This is a genomic window from Chitinophaga eiseniae (assembly GCF_012641265.1).
Lineage (GTDB): Bacteria > Bacteroidota > Bacteroidia > Chitinophagales > Chitinophagaceae > Chitinophaga > Chitinophaga eiseniae_A.
The window spans coordinates 1-251 of the sequence record NZ_JABAHZ010000040.1 but is presented as its reverse complement, the minus strand read 5'-3'; the positions used below and the strand labels follow the sequence as shown (position 1 = coordinate 251).

General features: G+C 40.2%; 1 protein-coding gene. It reads right to left on the bottom strand.

What is annotated here, in order from left to right:
• Positions 1-119 precede the first annotated feature (119 nt).
• On the bottom strand, positions 120-251 hold a 132-nt coding region (locus tag HGH91_RS31705; protein WP_168743107.1), incomplete at its 5' end, for an integrase core domain-containing protein.

Sequence of the window (251 nt, the reverse complement as noted above, 5' to 3'; positions counted from 1 at the left end):
TGGCAGGACACCACTACATACTTTTGAAGAAACGTTACATTTGGCAAAAGAAAAGCAGCTGGATGATCTACCTCCAGCTGCCTAAAAATTTATCCTACTGTCGGATCAAATCGGAGCTTTTACATATAAAGAGTGACAGCCTGCGCTGTGGCCTTTATGGCCAACTCTTTACTTTTAAAAGGCCTGTCGGGAAAAAATTCCTCTTTAATTGTTTTATTCATTCTTTCAGCCAGGGCATTTTCATAAGGATC